Origin of the sequence: Bifidobacterium pluvialisilvae (assembly GCF_019331695.1) — a bacterium.
GTDB classification, from domain to species: Bacteria; Actinomycetota; Actinomycetes; order Actinomycetales; family Bifidobacteriaceae; genus Galliscardovia; species Galliscardovia pluvialisilvae.
The window spans coordinates 149607-168809 of the sequence record NZ_JAHBBI010000003.1; the positions used below are offsets into that span (position 1 = coordinate 149607).

A 19203-nucleotide genomic window follows, 5' to 3' on the forward strand; every position below is an offset into this window, starting at 1 on the left:
TTCGACTACTTTTCGGCGGCGGAGCGCACGTACTCTTCCATGGCTTCGATGTCGACGACGTCGTCGAAGCGCACCTGCGCGGTCTCGAGTCCGCGCAGCGCGGCGGGGGCCGTGGTGCCGGTGGCCTTGGCGAGCACGTCCATGCATGCGAAATCGGTGCCCGAGGCGTCGAGGCCAAGCGACTCGTTGACCACGCGCGGGAACTTGTACGGGCTGGCGGTGCTCAGCAGCACGCGCGGCGTCAGCGGGTCGCGCGGCATCTGCTGCATCACGAAGTATCCGCACGCCGTATGCGGGTCGATGACGTAGTGGTTCCTCTCCCAGCAGTCGTGGATGGACTTGCGCACCTGGTCCTCGTCGGCCCAGCCGCAGCCGAACAGCGAACGGATGGACTTGAGCATCGGCTCGGGCACCTCGAACGCGCCCCACTCGTTGAGGTCGTTCATGAGCATGGAGATCAGGCGCGTGTCCTTGCCGGAGAAGTAGTAGAGCATGCGCTCCAGATTCGAGGATACGAGGATGTCCATCGAAGGGGAGATGGTCTGGTAGAACGGGCGCTTGCGGTTGTATGTTCCCGAGGTGAGGAAGTCGAACAGCACGTTGTTCCTGTCGGAGGCCACGACCAGATGCTTCACCGGCAGGCCGAGCAGCTTGGCGTAGTAGCCGGCGAGGATGTCGCCGAAGTTGCCGGTCGGCACGGTGAACTCCACCTCGTCGCCGACGTTGATGACCTGCCGTTCAAGCAGCTGGGCGTAGGCGACGAAGTAGTACACGACCTGCGGGACCAGACGGCCCACGTTGATGGAGTTGGCGGAGGAGAGCACCGTGTGCGACGTGCCGGCGAGCTCGGCGGCGAGGTCCTTGTCTCCGAAGATGCGCTTGACGGCGGACTGTGCGTCGTCGAAGTTGCCCTTGACCGCGCATACGTTCACGTTGGCGCCGAGTTGCGTGGTCATCTGCAGCTGCTGCACCTGGCTGACCTTGCCCTCCGGGTAGAACACGGTGATGGCGGTGCCCGGCGCGTCGGCGAAGCCGGCCAGCGCCGCCTTGCCCGTGTCTCCGGACGTGGCGGTGAGGATCATGATCTTCTCGTTGTCGTCGCCGCCGGCCGGCGTGGTGCGGGCCATGAAGCGGGGCAGGATCTGCAGCGCCACGTCCTTGAAGGCGCTGGTCGGGCCGTTGAACAGTTCGAGGATGTAGTCGTCGCCCAACGGCTTGAGCGGGGTGATGGCCGGGTCGGCCCACTGGTCGCCGTAGGCCTCGCGGATGCAGTCGGCCAGCTCCTCCGCGGTGAAGTCGGGCAGCAGCTTCGCCAGCACGTCCTGCGCGATCTGCTGGTAGCTCTTGCCGGCGAGGGACGCGATGTCGACATGCTCGTCGCCAAGGGAATCCGAGACGAACAGACCGCCGTCGTCGGCGATGCCCTTGCGGATGGCCTGCTTGGAGGTGAGCGAGTCAGTGGTGCTTCGTGTGCTGTGGAAGGTGGTCACGTTCGAAATCCTTGGATGCTCGACAAGATATGGACATACCAATATTACTGTCAGCACTGGGCATTCGGCCGCCACGTCTCATTTTGCCCGGCGGGAAAGGGGATGCCCGCGGCCGATGGAAAATGAGACGAACGTGCGCGGGGATTGGCTTCGTAACCGAAACTGTTTACACTGGGACGCTAGTCGTCCCTCATGCAGAAGTAAAGGAGCATCATGACCGACCAGACGTCCCATCCCCAGCACGCCGGCGACGCGTTCAACGCGCCCATCGCGCAGGCCGACCCGGAAATCGCCGACATCCTGACCGCGGAGCTGCACCGCCAGCAGGACGGCCTCGAGATGATCGCCTCCGAGAACTTCGTGCCCCGCGCCGTGCTGCAGGCCCAGGGCTCCGTGCTCACCAACAAGTACGCCGAAGGCTACCCGGGACGCCGCTACTATGGCGGCTGCGAGCAGGTCGACAAGCTCGAGACCATCGCACGCAACCGCGCCAAGGAACTGTTCGGCGCCGAATACGCCAACGTGCAGCCCCACTCCGGCGCCCAGGCCAACGCCGCCGTCTACCAGGCGCTCGTCAAGCCCGGCGACACCGTGCTCGGCCTCGCCCTCGACCACGGCGGCCACCTCACCCACGGCATGAAGATCAACTTCTCCGGCCGCTTCTACCATGCCGAGGCCTACGGCGTGAACCCGGAGACCTTCCGCATCGACCCGGAGATCATCCGTCAACGCGCCCTTGAGACCCACCCCGCCATGATCATCGGCGGCTGGAGCGCCTACCCGCGCATCGAGGACTTCAAGGCCATGAAGGAGATCGCCGACGAGGTCGGCGCCAAGTTCTGGGTCGACATGGCCCACTTCGCCGGTCTGGTCGCCGCCGGCCTGCACCCGAGCCCGGTGCCGTACGCCGACGTCGTCTCCTCCACCGCGCACAAGACGCTCGGCGGCCCGCGCTCCGGCTTCATCCTGGCCAGGCAGGAGTATGCCAAGAAGCTCAACTCCGCCGTGTTCCCCGGCCAGCAGGGCGGCCCGCTCATGCATGTGATCGCCGGCAAGGCCGTCAGCTTCAAGGTGGCGGGCACCCCCGAATTCAAGGACCGCATGCAGCGCACGCTCGACGGCGCCAAGATCCTCGCCGAGCGCCTGACCGCCGACGACGTGAAGGCCAATGGCATCTCCGTGCTCACCGGCGGCACCGACGTGCATCTGGTGATGGTCGATTTGCGCAACAGCGAGATGGATGGCCAGCAGGGCGAGGACCTGCTCGCCCGGTGCGGCATCACCATAAACCGCAACACCGTGCCGTTCGACCCGCGCCCGGCCTCCGTGGCCTCCGGTCTGCGCATCGGCACCAGCGCGCTCGCCACCCGTGGCTTCGGGCCCAAGGAATACGAGGAGGTCGCCGACATCATCGGCACCGCGCTCGCGGCCGGCAAGGGCGCCGACGTGGAGGCCCTCAAGGCCCGCGTCGACAGGCTCGTCGCCGACTTCCCGCTCTACCCCGACCTCGACCAGGTCGACTGACGCGGGACCGGCCACGGCCGGAGACAGGCGGGAATCTCCCCGCAACCGTCGCCATGACCGGCGTCATGACGTGTTGCGGGGAGATTCTTTCATGTCGTATGGCATTATGATGGTGTTCCAGACAAACGGATGGGAGCCCCATGGGTGAGGAAACAATGAACGAGGTCTTCGAGGCCGTATGCGACATGGCCGACGACGCGGCCTACGCCCAGCAGTCGCTGGCGCGGGCCAGCACCGAACTCAAGAACGCGGTGCTGCTCGACATCGCGGACGCGCTCGTCGAGAACGCGGAGGCCATCGAGGCGGCGAACGACTCCGACATGAAGGAGGCGGAGGACTCCGGCATGGTCGAGGGACTGCTCGACCGTCTGCGCTTCGACGCCGCCAGGGTCGCCGCCACCGCCCAGGGGGTGCGCAACGTGGCGTCGCTGCCCGACCCGGTGGGGGAGATGGTCCGCGGACGCAACCTGCCCAACGGCATGCGCCTCAACCAGGTGCGCGTGCCGATCGGCGTCATCGGCATGATCTACGAGGCCCGACCCAACGTGACGGTGGACGTGGCGTCCCTGTGCCTGAAATCCGGCAACGCCGTGCTGCTGCGCGGCGGCCATGCGGCGCGCCGCACCAACGAGGCCACGCTCCGCGTCATCGGCGAGGTGCTCGCCGGCCACGGATTCGACGCCTCCCTGGTGTCGAGCGTCGACCGCTTCGGCAGGGACGGCGCCCTCGCCATGATGGAGGCGCGCGGCCACGTCGACCTGCTGGTGCCCCGCGGCGGTGCGGGACTCATCCGCGCGGTCGTGGAGAACTCGAAGGTGCCGGTCATCGAGACCGGCGCCGGCAACGTGCACATCTACGTCGACGAGACCGCCGACCTCGACAAGGCGCTGCCCATCATCATCAACGCGAAGACCCAGCGGGTCGGCGTATGCAACGCCGCCGAGAAGCTCCTGGTGAACGGAGCCGTGGCCGAGGACTTCCTGCCCGTCGTGGCGAACGCGCTGACGGAGCACGGCGTGCGGATCCACGCGGACGAGGCCGCGCTCACCATCATCGCCAACGCCGGCATCGACGGGCTCGACATCCTGCCCGCGACGGACGAGGACTGGGTCACCGAATACCTGGACTACGAGATGGGCGTCAAGGTCGTCGACACCATGGACGAGGCCATCGACCACATCAACACGTATTCAACGGGCCACACCGAGGCCATCCTCTCCGAGGACTATTCGCGGATCGAGGAATTCACCCGGCGAATCGACTCGGCCGTCGTCATGGTCAACGCCTCGACGAGGTTCACCGACGGCGGCATGTTCGGACTGGGCGCCGAGCTCGGCATCTCCACGCAGAAGATGCATGCCCGCGGGCCCATGGGACTCGAGGAGCTCACCACCACGAAATGGATCGGCTACGGAACAGGACAGGTGCGCCCATGAACGACAGGACCATGACCGGAGACGGACGCCAGGACCCGAAGCTGTGGCTGCGCGTCGCGGCCGAAAGGCTCAGCCTCGTCCGATACGTGTTCCTTGTGCAGATCGAGGACGGCATACCCACCGCGGCGCAGCGCTCCGCGCTCGAATACGCGGACGCCGTGCTCATCGGATGGCCCGACGCGGACGCCCCGGACGTAGTGGACGTCGACGACCACCAGCTCGCCGACACCGTCTCCCATGCGCGCATCATGGAGGAGTACATCGGCAAGTTCCGCGAGGCGGAGCGCGAGGGCGGCATCGACGACATGACCGACGTGCTAATCCGCATCTCCGAACGCGTCGCCGAGATCCGCAAGATCTTCCAGCCCGACTTCCCGCTGCCGACCTTCGCCGAGATCCGCCGCGTCGTGCAGGAGGAATGGGACGAGGACATGGACAAGATAGACCCCGGCTCGTCGGGCAGCGCCAGCGAGATGGCGGACGAGACCCGCGCCGAGGACGAACAGCATTCAGCGGAGGACCGGGCATGAGCGGGACGACGCGTCCGACGTCACGAACCATGTCGGAGCTCAACGGGGGACGGGACTATCAGCGTCTCTCGACCCGCGGCAACCATCATACGGTGCCGCGCATCGGCATCATGGGCGGTACGTTCGACCCCATACACAACGGGCATCTCGTCGCCGCCTCCGAAGTGGCCTGGGTGTACGACCTTGACGAGGTCATGTTCGTGCCCACCGGCCGTCCGGTGTTCAAGCTCGACAAGACGGTCACGAACGCGGAGGACCGGTATCTGATGACGGTGATCGCCACCGCGTCGAACCCGCAGTTCACCGTCTCCCGGGTCGACATCGACCGTCCGGGCGTCACCTACACCATCGACACGCTGCGCGACATCCACAGGGCGCGTCCCGAGGCGGAACTGTTCTTCATCACCGGCGCGGACGCCGTCGCGGAGATCATGCGATGGAAGGACGCCGACGAGATGTGGTCGCTGGCCCACTTCGTCGCCGTGTCCCGCCCCGGGTACTCGTCGGACCTGAAGAGCCTCGACATCCCGGCACGGGCCGTCGACACCCTGGAGATCCCCGCACTGGCGATATCGTCCACGGACGTCCGACGCCGCAGCGAGGACGGGGAGCCGGTGTGGTACCTCGTCCCCGACGGCGTGGTGCAGTACATCTCCAAGCACGGTCTGTACCGGTGAGGCGGGCCCGCCATGTGAGCGTGTCTCGTCTGCTACGGCGGTTATAGTGGGGCATTGTCATCAGACCCGCACACGTTTGGAGATACGGTGAGCGCAATCCTTGAAGGAAAGCCAGACAAGAACCTCATCCTCGTTACCGGAAGGGCGCACCCCAAGCTGGCCGCAGATGTGGCGAAGCAGCTGGGCATCGACATTCTGGAAACCACTGCATACGACTTCGCCAACGGCGAGATGTATGTAAGGTACACGGAATCGGTGCGAGGCGCGGACGTCTTCGTGTTGCAGACGCATTCGACCCCGGTCAACAAGGCCATCATGGAGCAGCTCATCATGATCGACGCGCTCAAGCGCGCCTCCGCACGCTCCATCACCGCCGTGTGCCCGATGCTCGGCTACTCCCGACAGGACAAGAAGCACCGCGGGCGCGAGCCCATCTCCTGCCGTCTGATCTTCGATCTGCTGGCCACCGCCGGCGCGGACCGCATCATGAGCGTCGACCTGCACGCCGCGCAGTCCCAGGGCTTCTTCGACGGCCCGGTGGACCATCTCATCGCCATGCCCGTGCTGGTCGACTACGTGCGCGACCGTCTCGATCTCTCCAACATCGCCGTGGTCTCGCCCGACGCCGGACGAATCCGCGTGGCCGAACAGTGGGCCCAGCGCCTCGGCGGAGGCCCCCTCGCCTTCGTGCACAAGACCCGCGACATCACCCGTCCGAACCAGGCCGTTTCGAACCGCGTGGTCGGCGACGTGGCGGGCAAGGACTGCGTCCTCGTCGACGACCTCATCGACACGGCCGGCACCATCGCCGGCGCATGCCATGTGCTCAAGGAGGCCGGAGCCAAGTCCATCACCGTCGCCGCCACGCATGGCGTGCTCTCCGGTCCCGCCATCGAACGGCTCAAGAACTGCGGGGCCCGCGAGATCGTGCTCACCGACACCGTGCCGATTCCCGAATCCAAGCGTTGGGACGGTCTCACCGTGCTGTCCATCGCGCCCCTGCTGGCCAGCGCCATCAAGGAGGTCTTCAACGACGGTTCGGTCGCCGAGCTGTTCGACACCTATCCGGCGCATCACGGCCAGGGATTCCTGTTCGCCTGACGGACGCCCCGCCGGCGACGCGACGCGTCGATGAATCACTGAAAAGCCGCCGTCATGTTCGTTTCCGTTCGGTTTTTCCCGAGGATGTGGCATAATGGTGGCTCGGCGGTTTTCGCCGCCCCTTCCCCCATGGTGTAATGGCAGCACACGGGTCTTTGGAACCCTTTGTCTTGGTTCGAGTCCAGGTGGGGGAGCTTGCACCGGCCGGCGCGCATCTCGGAACGTTCGCGATTCCGATGGGCACGCCGGCTATATGCTTATATATGGTTTTTACGAATTCTGTCGACCTCGCACTGCGCCGCGCAAGCGGCCGGACGTGCGGACAACGAAGTGGAGAAACGAACATGACATTCAGCGCGGCGATCATTCTGGCTGCTGGCGAGGGAACCCGCATGAAATCGGACGACCCCAAGGTGCTGCACCAACTGGCGGGCAAGACGTTCCTGCAGCGGGTCATGGGCTCGGTGCGGGCGCTCGAGCCGACGGTGCTCGGCGTCGTGGTCCGCTACCAGGGCGAACGCGTCGCCGAGGCCGCCCGGTCATACGACGCCGACGTCACCATCGTGCACCAGGACGAGATTCCCGGCACCGGCCGTGCCGTGCAGTGCGCCATGTCGCAGCTGTCCGCGGAGGGGCCGCTCGACGGGTCCGTGCTGATCGCGGCCTCCGACATGCCGCTGCTGGACGAGACCACGCTGCGCAGCCTCATGGACTTCCACGCGCAGTCCGGGAACTCCGCCACCGTGCTGACCACCATCCTCGACGACCCGACCGGATACGGCCGCATCATCCGCGACTCGCAGGGGCAGGTGCTGCGCATCGTCGAGCAGAAGGACGCCAACTCCTCGGAACTCGCCGTGCATGAGGTGAACACCTCCGTGTACGTGTTCGACGCCAAGGTGCTCGCCCAGGCCATCGCCGGCCTCGACGACGACAACGCCCAGGGCGAGTTCTACCTCACCGACGCGCTGGAGAAGGCCAAGGAGTTCGGCGGCGTCGGCGCCTACGCCGCGCCCGACGCGCTCGCCGTCGAAGGCGTCAACGACCGTGTGCAGCTCTCCAGGCTCGCCAAGGCCCACAACCGCCGCGTCTGCGAGACGTGGATGCGCGCCGGCGTCACCATCCCCGACCCCGAGACCACGTGGATCGAGGACGATGTGGAGCTCGGCCGGGATGTGACCGTGCTGCCCGGCAGCTTCCTCCAGGGGCGCACCGTCGTCGCCTCCAAGGCCGTCGTCGGCCCCTACACCACGCTGATCGACGCCGTGGTGGACGAGGGCGCCGTGGTGGAGCGTTCCCGCGTGCAGGGCACGCACATCGGCAAGGATGCGAACATCGGCCCGTGGACCTATCTGCGCCCCGGCAACGACCTGGGCGAAGGCACCAAGGCAGGCGCCTTCGTGGAGATGAAGAAGGCCCACATCGACAACGGCACCAAGGTGCCGCATCTGAGCTATGTGGGTGACGCCCATGTGGGCGAACACACCAACATCGGCGGCGGCACCATCACCGCGAACTACGACGGCAAGAACAAGCACCACACCGAGATCGGCTCGGGCGTGCACGTGGGCGCCGGCAACATGTTCGTCGCGCCCGTCACCGTGGGCGACGGCGTGACCACTGGTGCCGGGTCCGTGGTGCGCCACGACGTGCCCGACGACGCCATGGTGTACTCGGAGAACACGCAGCACGTCGTCGAGCACTGGACCCCGTCGAAGTAGCGAACAGCCTGGAACCCCATCAGCAGACGCCAACAGAAAGGTGCACACGTGCCCGCAGCACAAGATTCCATCGATTCCGTCCGCATCGCCGCCCGGGCCGCCGACTCGGTCAAGGCAACGGATATCGTCGCCATCGACGTGAGCGGTCCGGTCGGCATCACCGATGCCTTCCTCATCGCCTCCGGATCGTCCGACCGGCAGGTGGTCGCCATCGCCGAGGAGATCGAGAAGCAGCTCCACCTGCGCAAGGGCATGGACGCACGCGAACGCGAAGGCTTCGACTCGGGGGAGTGGGTGCTGCTCGACTACGGCGATTTCGTCGCCCACATCATGCTCGAGGACAAGCGGGAGTTCTATGACATCGAACGCCTGTGGAAGGACTGCCCGGACATCGACCTCAAGCTGGAGCACCCCGAGCAGGGCCGTCGCGACCCCGTCGAGGACGAACCCGCGCCATCGGCCATCGGGGAGACGGTCCGGTGACGGGCGAAGGCGGGACGTGCCCGATGCGTGTGCATTCCATCACGCTGGTGAGGCATGGCCGAACGGCCTACAACGCGGTCGGCAGGCTGCAGGGGCAGTCCGACATCCCCCTCGACGAGACCGGACTATGGCAGGTGGCGCGGACCGGCGAATCACTGCGCACGTTATACGTGCAGGACTCCGGCAGGAGGCAGCTGGTCGTCAGCTCCGACCTCGTGCGGTCCATGCAGACCGCCCACGCCTTCGCCGACGCCCTGGGTCTGGACGTTCATGCGGACCCGCGAGTGCGCGAACGGAACTTCGGGGAATGGGAGGGACTGCGCCTGCACGACATCCATGAGCGATGGCCCGAGGACTTCGCCTCCTTCATGGCCTTCCGCGGCGGTGAGATGAACCATGGCGCGGAGGCCAAGATCGCCGTCGGCACCCGCGGCGTCGAAGCGCTGGAGGATTGGTCCACCCGCGCCGGGGACGACATCGACCTGTTCGTCTTCTCCCATGGCGCATGGATCTCCCAGACCCTGCAGGTGCTGCTGGGCCTCGCCGACATCCGCCCGGACTTCGCCTCGCTCGTATCGATGCGCAACGCCCACTGGTGCCGTCTGCGTCCCCTGGACCTGCCGGACGGCTCGGTGCGCTGGAGGCTCGCGGCGTTCAACCACGGGCCGGCCATCGCGGAGATGGCCGGCTGGGACGACCCGCAACTGCCCTGAACCCCGCGTCGCGAGGGCATCCCCGTCCGGTCCTGTAATGGTTTGTGGCCGATATCCGGTTTCCGCGCCGCGGAGACGGCGTTTCGCATACGCTACGTAACGGCATACCAGAGCAAACGGTTACATAAGGGGTGTTGTGTTCAAGAAGTTCTTTACGAACATTTCGGCTGTGCCCGTCATCGGTGGCGCCCTCGCCGCGGTGACGTCGTTTCTGCTGTCCGCCAAGATCGGTCTTGGCGGCTCGGTCATCGGCGTCGCCGTCGGATCGGTGGTCTCCGCGGTTTCGTCGCAGCTGTACCAGAATGTGTTGAAGGTCTCCGGGCAGAAGATCCAGGAGAAAGTGGAATGGGTAGGCGGTCCGGATGACGCCGAGCCGCAGGAGACTCGCAAGCCCCGCGTGGCCGGAGGGTCCGGAGCGGCGGCCATGGCCGCCACCCGCGCCATGAGCCCGGTCGTCATGCATTCCGACGCCGTGGAGGACATGGCGGCGTCGGACGGCGGCACCTCGGTCATGCGGCCCGTCGCCGATGGCGGCACGCAGGTCATCCCCACGGTGGCACAGCAGGCAGCCGGCACGAAGCCGGACGACTCCGACGGATCCACGCGCGTCATGCCCGCAATCCCCGTCGCCGGCTCATCGTCCGATGACGCCACCGACGGTGCGACATCGGTCATGCCCGCCGTCGCCGGAGAAAAGCCGGCGCTCGCCGGCACCGGGGATTCCTCCACGCCGGTGTCGTTCGCCCCCCGCTCGCACGCGTCGGGCGCGGCGTCCAAGGAGACCATCCACCATGCCGGAAAGACCTCGGGGGTGGATGCGAAGACCCGACGCAAGGCGCTGGTCATCACCATCGCCGCCGCTCTGCTCGCCGTGGGCGTCACCTCCGGCATCATCCTGGCGCTCACCGGCGGCCAGGGCACCGACGACGTGGTGAAGCGCAACCTCCCGAAGTCGGTGCAGACCACGCAGACCACGACGCCGAGCCCGCAGCAGACGCAGAGCGTGGCGCCGAGCCCGCAGCAGACCGCGACCGGCGAGTCGACGACGCAGGACAACGGTTCCGGCACCACGAACGGCACCGGTGACGACTCCACCGGCACCGGCTCCGATACGGGCACGGGCGAATCCGGGACCACCACCAACAACGGCTCGGGAACCAGCGGTTCCGGTTCCGGCACGTCGGGCTCCACCTCCACCGGCGGCACCACGAACAACGGCTCGGGCACCAGTGGAAGCACCGGTTCCGGTTCCGGCACGTCGGGCACCGACTCCGGCACATCCGGCACCACCGGCGGCACCACAGGAGGCACGGACTCCGGCTCCACCTCCACCGGCGGCACCACCGGTGGCGCGAACGGCTCCGGTACGAACGGCTCCGCCAACTGACTGGACCCGCCGTCACGTCCCCGTGATTCGTCTTGCCGACGACGGGTCACGGGGACGCGGCCGCATCCGGCATGGTCCGCAATATCGCTGCGATATCAAAGGACACGCCGAATATTGCATGAAGTCCTGCATTGATGTAGTATTTCCCAAGTCAAAACGAAATGAGTCGTTTGCATTCATTTCGTCGACCGACCAACGGGGCTATGGCGCAGCTGGTAGCGCATCTCCATGGCATGGAGGGGGTCGGGGGTTCGAATCCCCCTAGCTCCACAGGAACAGTGGCCGGAATCCGAAAAGGGTTCCGGCCTTTTTCATATCCCGCATTCCCATCATCGGCCTATAACCCCCGCACCCATGGTCGTATCGTACGAAGGCGGCGCGCACGGCCGGCGTCCGCATGAAGTCGAGGCGTGGACTATCCTTGATGTGGGTCCGCGACAACACGGACCAGACGGAAACGGGCCCGGGGACAACACCATGACGGGCCGTTGCGATGCATGACGGGCAAGGCAGGTGACGTACGATGATGAGAACATTCAGCACGGTGAACGGCCAGGTCGAGCAGATCGAGAAGCCGGCCCCCGGCTCATGGATATGCCTCAGCGAACCCACCGACGTGGAGCTTGCCACGGTCTCCGAGGTATGCGACATCGATCTCGCCGACCTGCGCGCCCCGCTGGATGACGAGGAACGGTCCCGTGTGGACGTCGAGGACAACTACACGATGATCATCGTCGACATCCCCACCGTGGAGGAACGCGGCGGACGCGACTGGTACGAGACCATCCCGTTGTCGATCATCGTCGTCGACGACGTCATCATCACCGTATGCATGCAGGACACGCCCGTGCTCCACCCGTTCATGGAAGGCACGATCCGCGGATTCAACACGTTCATGAAATCCCGGTTCATCCTGCAGATCCTCTACCGCAACGCCACGATGTACCTGCGCTACCTGCGCATCATCGACCGCGAGAGCGACAAGCTCGAACTCAAGCTCCGCCACTCCATGCAGAACCGCGAGATCCTCATGCTGCTCGAACTGAGCAAGACATTGGTCTACTTCACCACGTCACTCAAATCGAACGAGATCGTGATGGAGAAACTCAACACGCTCAGCCGCATCCGCCAGTATCCCGACGATCAGGACCTGCTCGAGGACGTCATCATCGAGAACAAGCAGGCCATCGAGATGGCCAACATCTACAGCGGGGTCCTCGCGAACATGACCGACGCCTTCGCGTCCGTGGTGTCGAACAACCTGAACAATGTGATGCGCGTGTTCACCATCATCTCCATCACACTGTCCATCCCCACGCTCATCTTCTCCATGTACGGCATGAACTTCGCCGAAGGACAGCTCGGCATGCCCCTGACCGACAAGACCTGGGGATTCGCGGCCATCATCGTCATCTCGATCATCGTCTCCATAGTGGTCACCTGGTTCCTCACCCGCTCCCGCATGTTCAAATGACCACGGGCATCATGAAAGGACGGGGCGCGCGGTCGGCGGCGAGGGCCGTCGCCGCGACGGTCGCCCTCGCGATGACGATGGCGCTCGGCGCATGCGGACAGGCCCCCCTGGGCGCCAGCGAGATCGTCGGTCCGAGAATCGTCATCGGCGTGACCTACGACCAGCCGGCCATGGGCCTGCGCAAAGGAAGCCAATACAGCGGACTCAACGTGGAGGTCGCCGAATACGTGGCCCGAAGACTCGGCTACGCATCATGGCAGATCGTATGGGAGAACGCGCCCGAGGCCGGACGGGACGACATGCTCGACGACGGCGACGTCGACATGGTCACCGGCATGTACGTGGACGACGACCGTCTGTCAGCGACCCATGACGGCGCGGACCTTCCCTACGACTTCGCCGGATCGTACCTCGACGACAGCCAGGGCGTGATGACGCTGAAGTCGGCCACGGACATCACGTCGGTCGACGACCTCGGCGGACGCAAGGCCTGCGTCATCGACGGCTCCGCGACCGGGGACGAGCTGCGCCGACGGCTCGACGGCCATGTCACCCTGGTGGCGCAGCCCGGAGCGACGCAGTGCGCGACCGCCCTGCTCACCGGCATGGTGGACGCCGTCAGCGCGCCACGGTCGGTGCTGCGGGGGCTCGCCGCATCGGAGGGCGGGACGCGGGTGCGCGTGCTGGACGCCGGCTATGCAAGGGGACGGTACGGCATCGGGCTGCGCAAGGGCAGCGACCGGCTCTCCGAACAGGTGAAGGCCGCCTTGGACGCCATGCGGGCCGACGGCTCACTGAACCGTGCCCTGCGCAGGACCCTCGGCAACGTTCACTAACTGGACGTCCCGCCGCGGCGTGTCCGCATGTCTGGCGATAATTGCCCCTGTTACATGGAGTCTGTTGAACAACAAAGGAGCATCATGGCGCAGGACGCTACCGATGTGGAGGGCGCACGACACGACGGAAACGGGGAGCCCGCATTCCGCTACAACGCCGCCTTGGCACAGAAGATCGAGAAGGACTGGCAGAAGCGCTGGGACGACGAAGGCACGTTCTGGGCCGCCAACGTGAACGGCGACCTCAAGGACGGCAAGGGCCGCAACGCGGATGGCCGCCCCGCCTACTTCGCCATGGACATGTTCCCCTACCCCTCCGGCAAGGGCCTGCACGTGGGGCACCCGCTCGGCTACCTCGCCTCCGACGTGGTCTCCCGCTACCACCGCATGAAAGGCGAGAACGTCCTGCACGCCATGGGCTACGACGCCTTCGGCCTGCCGGCCGAGCAGTACGCCGTGCAGACCGGCCAGCATCCGCGCGTCACCACCGAGCAGAACATCGCCAACATGTCCCGCCAGCTGCATCGCATGGGCCTGAGCTTCGACAACCGCCGCACCTTCGCCACCATCGACCCCGGCTACGTGCGCTGGACCCAGTGGATCTTCTCGCGCATCTACGAATCCTGGTACGACGACGACGCCGTCAACCCGTCCGGCACCAAGGGCTCCGCCCGTCCCATCTCGGAACTCGTCGCCAAGTTCGAGAACGGTGAGAAGGCCATCCCCGGCCACGAGACCGACGGCAAGGCGTGGGGCGACCTGAGCGAGGCCGAACAGCAGGACATCCTCAACGGCTTCCGCCTCGCCTACATCTCCAAGTCCCCGGTCAACTGGTGCCCGGGCCTGGGCACCGTGCTCGCCAACGAGGAGGTCACCGCCGAAGGCAAGTCCGAGCGCGGCAACTTCCCGGTCTTCCAGCGTGAGCTGCGCCAGTGGTCGATGCGCATCACCAAGTACGGCCACCGCCTCATCGAGGACCTCGACGGCATCGACTGGCCGGAGAAGGTCAAGCTCATGCAGCGCAACTGGATCGGCGAAAGCCATGGCGCCTCCGTGCACTTCGAGGTCGCCACCCCCGACGGCGCCAAGGACATGGAGATCTACACCACGCGTCCCGACACCCTGTTCGGCACCACCTTCGCCGTCGTCTCCCCGGAGCACCACCTGCTCGAGGACGTGCCCGCCGCATGGCCGGCCGAGACGCCCGAGGACTGGAAGGGCGGCTACGCCAACCCGGTCGAGGCCGTGAAGGCCTACCGCCTCGCCGCCGAATCCAAGACCGCGAAGGACCGCGTGGACGAGAACGGCGAGAAGACCGGCCTGTTCACCGGCCTGTACGCCGTCAACCCGATCACCGGCGCGAAGCTGCCGCTGTTCACCGCCGACTACGTGCTCATGGACTACGGCACCGGTGCCATCATGGCCGTGCCGGGCGGCGACCAGCGCGACTACGACTTCGCCGTGAAGTTCGGTCTGCCGGTCATCTACACCGTCAAGCCCCTGCCCGAGTCCGGCGACGACCTCGCGAACTACGAGGGCAAGGCGCCGTTCGTCTCCCACGACGGCATCGTCATCAACTCCTCCGTGGAGGCCACCAAGGCCAAGGGCGACGCCCTGAGCCTCGACGGTCTGCGCGTGGACGACGCCATCGCCAAGGTCAACGCGTGGCTCGAATCCGCGGGCGTCGGCAAGGGCACCGTCTCCTACCGTCTGCGCGACTGGCTGTTCTCCCGACAGCGCTACTGGGGCGAGCCTTTCCCGATCGTCTACGGCGAGGACGGCACCCCGCACCTGCTGCCGGACTCCGCGCTGCCCATCAACCTGCCCGACGTGCCCGACTACCAGCCGCGCACCTTCGACCCGATGGACGCCGAGTCCAACCCGGAGGCGCCGTTGAGCCGCAACGAGGACTGGGTCAAGGTCACGCTCGACCTGGGCGACGGCCCCAAGACCTACTATCGCGACACCAACACCATGCCGAACTGGGCCGGCTCCTGCTGGTACTACATGCGCTACATCGACCCGACGGACACCGCCCACATGGTCGAGAAGGACGAGTTCGACTACTGGATGGGGCCGAAGCACAACAAGTACTCCGGCGCCGAGGGCGGCGTCGACCTGTACATCGGCGGCGTCGAGCATGCGGTGCTCCACCTGCTGTACTCGCGCTTCTGGCACAAGATCCTCTTCGACCTGGGTTACGTGGACTCCGCCGAGCCGTTCCACAAGCTGTTCAACCAGGGCATGATCCAGGCGTACGCCTACACCGACGACCGCGGCCAGTACGTGCCGGCCGATGAGGTCGAGGAAGGCCCCGCCGGTGCCGACGGCGAGCCCACGTTCACCTGGCACGGCGAGCACGCCAACCGCGAGTTCGGCAAGATGGGCAAGAGCCTGAAGAACATCATCACCCCGGACTACATGTACGAGAACTACGGCGCGGACACCTTCCGCCTGTACGAGATGAGCATGGGCCCGCTCGACGAGTCCCGTCCGTGGAACACGCGCAACGTGGTCGGCAGCATGCGCTTCCTGCAGCGCCTGTGGCGCAACGTCGTCGACGAGGAGACCGGCGAGGCCCACGTCGTCGACGACGCCCCGGACGTCAAGACCCTCAAGCTCCTCCACAACACGATCGCCGACGTGACCGTGGAGATGGAGAACATGCGCCCGAACACCGCGATCGCCAAGCTCATCGTGCTCAACAACCACCTGACCTCGCTGAAGGCCGTGCCGCGCGCCGCCGTCGAGCCGCTGATCCTCATGCTCGCCCCGATCGCCCCGCACATCTGCGAGGAGATGTGGTCGCGCCTCGGCCATGCCGAGTCCCTGTCCGCGGCGCCGTGGCCGGTCGCCGACGACAGGTACGTCGGGCAGGACACCGTCACCGCCGTCGTGCAGGTGAAGGGCAAGATCCGCGGCAAGCTCGAAGTGAGCCCCGACATCTCGGCCGACGAGCTTGAGAAGCTCGCCCTGGCCCTGCCCGCCGTGCAGGACCGTCTTGGTGGCGAGCCCCCGCGCAAGGTCATCGTCAAGGCCCCGAAGATCGTCTCCGTGGTGCCCGCCAAGTAATCCGGACCGGATGCCATGGGCCGGACGTCATGTGGCGCCCGGCGGATGATTCATGTGGACGGTCGGGTCGTCGTCTCCGATGTGGACGATGCCCTGGCCGTCCACATCGTCGTATCGGGGGTGGTCCGTCCGTCCACATTCCCTCCGGCGGTTGCTCCGGCGACACGGGCCTGCCCATAGTGGAGTCATGCCCGAGAACAAGACGAACGCCCCGATGCCGTACCTGCCGGTCACCATGGTGCCGCTGCCGCCAGATCTCGGCGTGGACCTTGCGGCATTCGACGACCGGACGGGGAACGGCCCGGCCATGACGGACCCGGAGACGCCGTCCCTGCCGAAGCGCCGCGGCACCGGGGGGAGACGTGCACGGGACGGGTCGACAGCATCCCCGGGAGCGCCGCTGATGCTGTCGATGCTGTCGGGGGTGTCCCCGGACGACCATGGCGCCGAGGAGCTGCTGGATCGGCACACATCACGCAACGTCGCAAGGCTGACCCTCGACGGCCGGCACGCCGCCGTCATCATCCTGGTCCTAGTGTTCGTGCTCAGCATCAGTCTTACCCTGCTGGCCCAGCAGGCCAGGCACGTCGACTCCATGACGGCGGATACGCTCCCCGAAGCATCCGCGTCGTCGTCGGCACGGTCCGTTTCGCCATCGGGCTCCACCACGTCATCGGGCTCCACCCCTTCATCGTCATCCGCGTCGTCGCAGTCCCCGACCCCGCAGACGCCGTCTCAGACCGCGCCACCGGCCCAGACGTCATCGTCGTCCGCATCGACGTCGTCCGCCGCGCCGGCGCCGTCGTCCGGCCTCATCGACCTCAACGCCGCCACGGCTGAGCAGCTGGAGACCATCAACGGCGTCGGCCCGGTCACCGCACGCCGTATACTCGACCACCGTGCCCAGAACGGCCGGTTCTCCAGCGTCGACGACCTGCTCGACGTCCCCGGCATCGGCGCGAAGACCCTGGAGAAGATCAGACCATACGTGACGGTCGGCACATGAGCGGACGGAACATGCGTGCGCCCCGCGCCGAACGGGAGCGGGGAAGCGCCGACCGGAGGATGATGCCCGCCGCGCTGGCCGTATGGGCCACGCTGCTGGCCCGGCATGCCGTGGGGGAGCATTGGGACGTGGCCGTCATGACCGCCATGGGGGTTTCTCTGGCGGCCGGTGTGGCGGTCCTGCTGCTGACGCGGGGAGGACCGGACGCGAGACCTCGGAAGGCGGCCCCGCGCATCGGACCGCAATGCCTATGGCATGCGGCGGTGCTGCTGGCGGCGGTAGGCTGTGCCACGGTCGCCGGGGGACTTTCGGACCTGGCGGAATCCCGCGACCCGCTCATCGGACTCCTCGGCTCGGGCGAATCGGGGGTCGTGACCGTGACCGCGGTCGCCACGACGCCCGTCATGTCCTCCGAACGACGGGAGGCCGATTGCCAGATCGACATGCGTGTGAGGACGGTATGGTCCCGCGATGTGGGTTCGCCCTCGAACGCGACCGTGCGGGCCTTCGCCGAGGACGACGCCTGCCGGTGGCGGCAAGGTGCCGCATACCGCGTATCGGGAACCCTCAAGGCCGCGCGATTCGGCTCCGCGACGGCATGGCTGGACGTCGACCGGGACGATGACGTCCGCGAGACGTCGCCGCCCCCGGGATGGCGGGCCATGGGAACGAGGATGCAGGAAGCGTTTTTCGCCCAGACCGACCGTCTCGGCGACCAGGGACGCGTCCTTGTGCCCGGCCTGACGATCGGCGTGCTCGGACAGGACGTCCACCGGCAGGAGACCGAGGGCGCATCCCCGGTGGACGACACCTATGCGGGTGCGTTGGAGGAGGACTTCAAACGGTCGGGCATCATGCATCCCATGGCGGTATCCGGCAGCCACTTCGTCCTGGCCGCCGAACTCGTGCGACGTTGCTGCGCGCGACTGCTCGCGCCCCGCTGGTTCGCCGCCGTCGGCGTCATCGGCGCATACGCCGTGCTCGTCGCACTGGTGTATCCGTCCGATTCCGTGTTGCGGGCCGCGGCCATGGGCATGGTGGGTGTGGCCGGGCTATTCCTCGGACGGCGTTCCCAGGCGCTGTCGTCGCTGAACTGGACGGTGATCGCCATCCTGCTGATCCGGCCCGAGCTATCGGGAAGCTACGGGTTCGCGCTGTCCTGCGCGGCGGTGTACGGCATCGTGCTGTTCGACGCCGCGGTCGCCGGATTCCTCGAGGGGCTGATGCCGACGACGCTGGCGAGGGCCGTCTCGGTGACGGTGTGCGCCCAGATTCCCACTCTGCCCATCCAGGTGATGATGAACCCGCAGGTGCCGTTGCTTGCGGTGCCGGCGAACGTGGTCACGTCACCCGTGGTCGGCATGACGACGCTCGTCGGTCTTGCCGCGCTGCTTGTCTCCTGGGCGCTCCCCGGCCTTGGTCATGGCCTGGTCCTTCTGGCGTCCGTGGGCACGGCGGTCCTGGAACGATGCGCGACGCTGCTCGGCTCGATGCCGTCCGGCACGCTGGTATGGCCGGACGGTGTGGCCGGCGCCATCGCCATGACGGCCGCGGAACTGGCCTGCGCGGCCGCCGTCGCGGCGACCATGCACGCCATGCGTATTCTGCGGCGGGACGATGCGGCTGATGCCGGAATCCCGGACGGCGCGGCCACCGGGACCCCGTACCGTCCCACGCCGATGTCGCGGTGGACGACATGGTGGCGCGAGACATGCGCCATGCTGTTCGATGTCCAGCATTGACGGGAGATTAG

General features: G+C 66.7%; 15 protein-coding genes and 2 tRNA genes. 16 read left to right on the forward strand and 1 reads right to left on the reverse strand.

Going from position 1 to position 19203, the window contains the following annotated elements; all coding sequences use genetic code 11:
* Positions 1-5: 5 nt before the first annotated feature.
* On the reverse strand, positions 6-1490 hold the full coding sequence (thrC, locus tag KIH77_RS03480) for a threonine synthase (protein WP_219099719.1): 1485 nt from the start codon (positions 1488-1490) through the stop codon (positions 6-8).
* A gap of 213 nt (positions 1491-1703) precedes the next feature.
* On the opposite strand from thrC, the gene glyA reads away from it, so the two are divergent.
* The 16 genes from glyA to KIH77_RS03560 all read left to right on the forward strand — a co-directional run bounded on the left by glyA (position 1704) and on the right by KIH77_RS03560 (position 19192).
* Entirely contained in the window at positions 1704-3014 is a 1311-nt protein-coding gene (gene glyA / locus KIH77_RS03485) for a serine hydroxymethyltransferase (protein WP_219099720.1), read from the forward strand.
* A gap of 140 nt (positions 3015-3154) precedes the next feature.
* Positions 3155-4450 carry a glutamate-5-semialdehyde dehydrogenase gene (locus KIH77_RS03490; protein WP_219099721.1) on the forward strand — a complete coding sequence of 432 codons (1296 nt, stop codon included), beginning with the start codon at positions 3155-3157 and terminating at the stop codon, positions 4448-4450.
* A complete protein-coding gene (locus KIH77_RS03495; protein WP_219099722.1) occupies positions 4447-4980 on the forward strand; it encodes a phosphoribosylglycinamide synthetase in 534 nt (177 codons plus the stop codon). Before KIH77_RS03490 ends, KIH77_RS03495 begins: the two co-directional genes overlap by 4 nt.
* A 29-nt stretch (positions 4981-5009) precedes the next feature.
* Positions 5010-5657: a nicotinate-nucleotide adenylyltransferase gene (nadD, locus tag KIH77_RS03500; RefSeq protein WP_236024459.1), complete on the forward strand. Its 648-nt coding sequence runs from the start codon at positions 5010-5012 to the stop codon at positions 5655-5657.
* An 87-nt stretch (positions 5658-5744) separates the two neighbouring features.
* A complete protein-coding gene (locus KIH77_RS03505; RefSeq protein ID WP_109137669.1) occupies positions 5745-6758 on the forward strand; it encodes a ribose-phosphate diphosphokinase in 1014 nt (337 codons plus the stop codon).
* 123 nt (positions 6759-6881) lie between these two features.
* A tRNA-Gln gene (locus KIH77_RS03510) sits at positions 6882-6952 on the forward strand.
* A 150-nt stretch (positions 6953-7102) separates the two neighbouring features.
* Positions 7103-8479: a bifunctional UDP-N-acetylglucosamine diphosphorylase/glucosamine-1-phosphate N-acetyltransferase GlmU gene (gene glmU, locus KIH77_RS03515; RefSeq protein ID WP_219099724.1), complete on the forward strand. Its 1377-nt coding sequence runs from the start codon at positions 7103-7105 to the stop codon at positions 8477-8479.
* Between the two features lie 48 nt (positions 8480-8527).
* Positions 8528-8962, forward strand: coding sequence for a ribosome silencing factor (gene rsfS, locus KIH77_RS03520; protein ID WP_219099725.1), 435 nt, complete (start codon positions 8528-8530; stop codon positions 8960-8962).
* 23 nt (positions 8963-8985) lie between these two features.
* Complete coding sequence (locus tag KIH77_RS03525) at positions 8986-9675, forward strand: histidine phosphatase family protein (protein ID WP_219099726.1); 690 nt, start codon at positions 8986-8988, stop codon at positions 9673-9675.
* Between the two features lie 169 nt (positions 9676-9844).
* A complete protein-coding gene (locus tag KIH77_RS03530; protein ID WP_219099727.1) occupies positions 9845-11062 on the forward strand; it encodes a hypothetical protein in 1218 nt (405 codons plus the stop codon).
* A gap of 197 nt (positions 11063-11259) precedes the next feature.
* Positions 11260-11332: transfer RNA gene (locus KIH77_RS03535), tRNA-Ala, on the forward strand.
* Positions 11333-11585: 253 nt separating this feature from the next.
* Positions 11586-12536, forward strand: a complete 951-nt coding sequence (locus KIH77_RS03540) for a magnesium transporter CorA family protein (protein WP_219099728.1) — start codon at positions 11586-11588, stop codon at positions 12534-12536.
* An 11-nt stretch (positions 12537-12547) separates the two neighbouring features.
* Positions 12548-13372, forward strand: a complete 825-nt coding sequence (locus KIH77_RS03545; RefSeq protein ID WP_219099729.1) for a transporter substrate-binding domain-containing protein — start codon at positions 12548-12550, stop codon at positions 13370-13372.
* An 84-nt stretch (positions 13373-13456) separates the two neighbouring features.
* Positions 13457-16444 carry a leucine--tRNA ligase gene (gene leuS, locus KIH77_RS03550; RefSeq protein ID WP_219099730.1) on the forward strand — a complete coding sequence of 996 codons (2988 nt, stop codon included), beginning with the start codon at positions 13457-13459 and terminating at the stop codon, positions 16442-16444.
* 187 nt (positions 16445-16631) lie between these two features.
* Entirely contained in the window at positions 16632-17450 is an 819-nt protein-coding gene (locus KIH77_RS03555) for a ComEA family DNA-binding protein (RefSeq protein ID WP_236024440.1), read from the forward strand.
* Positions 17447-19192, forward strand: coding sequence for a ComEC/Rec2 family competence protein (locus KIH77_RS03560; protein WP_219099731.1), 1746 nt, complete (start codon positions 17447-17449; stop codon positions 19190-19192). The genes KIH77_RS03555 and KIH77_RS03560 overlap by 4 nt, the downstream gene beginning before the upstream one ends.
* Positions 19193-19203: the final 11 nt, after the last annotated feature.